The organism is Pseudanabaena sp. 'Roaring Creek' (assembly GCF_001402795.1).
In the GTDB taxonomy this organism is placed as follows: Bacteria; Cyanobacteriota; Cyanobacteriia; order Pseudanabaenales; family Pseudanabaenaceae; genus Pseudanabaena.
The window spans coordinates 1-2603 of sequence record NZ_LIRE01000329.1; the positions used below are offsets into that span (position 1 = coordinate 1).

The 2603-nt window shown below is 44.4% G+C and carries 1 protein-coding gene and 1 pseudogene; both read right to left on the reverse strand.

Annotated features, from left to right (window positions below; genetic code table 11):
• Positions 1 to 2288: filamentous hemagglutinin N-terminal domain-containing protein (locus AC805_RS11210; protein ID WP_055075518.1), on the reverse strand; the 2288-nt coding region annotated here is incomplete at its 3' end.
• Positions 2278 to 2603, reverse strand: a pseudogene (locus tag AC805_RS26250) (S-layer family protein); the annotation flags it as partial. The gene AC805_RS11210 and the pseudogene AC805_RS26250, both read right to left, overlap by 11 nt.

Below are 2603 nucleotides of genomic sequence, written 5' to 3' on the forward strand. Positions count from 1 at the left end.
AATCCGATCGAACCACCATTGCTAGATGTTCCATTAGGCGCAGCAGAGAAAGTATATAGACTGCTCATATTACCGAAGATATCCCCTTTGGGGGCAATTAGATTGATGTCGCCGCCATACCCGCTATTACCTCCCACTGCAAAGGATGAGGAGTACAGATCCCTCTGGTTGGAAAGATTACCATTATTCGCAGAAAATGTAATATTGCCGCCATTGCCACTATTCATATTCCCTAGAGACAGAGACAAGGAGTACAACTCTCCTTGGTTAGAAAGATTACCATTGTTCGCAGAAAATGTAATATTGCCGCCATTGCCGCTATTGCCTTGTACTGAATAAGCTAAGGAGAACAATTCATTCTGGTTAGAAAGATTGCCATTGGTTGTAGAAAGGGTGATATTACCTCCATTGCCACTATTGCCTCCGAATGCTAGAGAATAGGATAATAAGCTACCCTGATTAGAAAGATTGCCATTGGTCGTAGAGAGTTTAATATTGCCTCCATTGCCGCTATTATCATTTGAGTAGGCAACAGAGAATATAGAACCTTGGGTCAAAAGGTTGCCATTAATCGTAGAAAGGGTAATATCTCCTCCATTACCATTACCAATGTAATAAGAGTTCAATCCTCCATTAACAGAGAGATCGCCGTTATTTGTAGAAAGGCTAATTGCACCTGCTTTCCCTGGGGTTTGGCTATTACTATATACTGATGAATATACATCTCCAATAGAGAGATTACCGTTAGTTGCAGAAAGGCTAATTGCACCTCCATTGGCTATTGTATTTGTAGCATAGCCATTTGCTACTGAATATAAGTATCCACCATTAATAGAGAGATTGCCATTAGTTGTGGCAATCGTGATATCGCCCCCCTTCCCACTATTTCCTGTCAAAGAAGTGCTCGAGTTCGCATTACCATTAATTGAGATATTGCCATTAGACAGAATGGTGATGTTACCACCATTCACACCATTGCCAGCAGTGGACGAAGACAAATCTCCCGTTACAATATCCCCAGTAGCATTCAGAATGATAGACCCCCCATCTCCACCCGTAAAATTGGAGGTGTTAATACTGGCAACCCTAATGCTACCAGCAGGCAATCCCGCCACTGTCCCCGTCGTAAAATTGGTGGGTAATATTCCCAATCCTAGTTGGGGTAAATTGGATGTAGGTAAAGTTGTCACCCCTGCTCGTAAAATCGCCGCAGGCTGAGTCGTTAGAGTCATAAAATCTGGGTCACTACTGGGAATGGTGCTATCGGGAGCCGTAATGCTAATATTCCCTCCCTCAATGCTCCCCGTCGCTTCCACCTTCAGGGCTACGCCTGTATAGTCTCCAAATACCACATCCCCATTAGCATAAACGATTGGGTCGAATAGGCTGACAAACTTGCCTGGCTTGCCTGTTAGCGTTTGAAATAAAACATTTCCCCCACTGACGAAATGGGCATCCCCAGAAATATTTCCATTGCTGATCAAGCTCAGATCTCCCCCACTGCGCAAGGCTCCACCACTATTCTTTAAGGCGAGGATATCAATCTTCTGATTCCCCTGAATCGTTAGGTTCCTTCCTGCTTGAGCGAGGAATGGTGTTGTCACAGTATCTCGGATTTTTACCGTATCCTGTGCTTTTAAGGTAATATCTCTCCCTGCTATCAATTGTCCTTGTAAATCTAGGCTTCCACCTTCCAGTATTAGATCCGCTCCTGTGGTGAGAAGATTGCTCCGTATGGTTATCGGTGCTGCATTGGCTCTCATATTTAACCCAATTGGCGAACTAATCGTTAACAATGGTGGGTTATTAGTACTCACCGCACTAAACTCCGTTCCATCAATAAACTTGACGCTATTGGCTGTCGTTCCGACAAACGATCCGCCGATATTTAGGCTGGCATTGGCTCCAAAGATAATTCCATTGGGATTGAGCAAAAACAAACTTACGGGATTATGGCTATTTGTGGTCTGAATTAAGCCATCAATGTTGGAAACATTGCCTCCCGTTACCCGACTAAAAATCGTCGTAATATTCGGTGTATTCACTAGATTGAAAGTTGCTGAACCTCCTGTCGGTACTGAGAATTGGCTAAAACTATGGAATAGATTTGCTCCATTACTGGGCTGATTGCCATTGGTAATCGTAAAGTTGAGATTGTCGGGACTAGTGACTGCTGTTGACAGCGTGCCATCGGCTTTCACACTCTGAGCATTAACATTTGTGGGTAAAAGCATTCCCAAGATCAGAAAGCTAGAACCACACCACCATAGTCTTTGACTAAAATTCATTGGAAATTACCTCTTTAAAAAGCTTTGGTGCGATCGCCAAGAATCCCGCACAGTCTGTTACGGTTGCTTCTCTTATCGCGCTATTAGTAGTATAGAGATCGACTTCACCCTTGGCATTTAATCGCCAACCCGTAGCTTCCACAATGGGCGTTGCCGAATTATCGGACTGGCTTGTAGTTGCGAGATTATTAGGATTGCGAAGAGATGCGGGGTCGCGGATATCGATCCAAGGACGATCGCCACTGCGGCGATCGCTAGGATTTTCGGGCAATCCCCCACGACCAGTGGCGACAAAGCGACTATTGCCATAGGTTC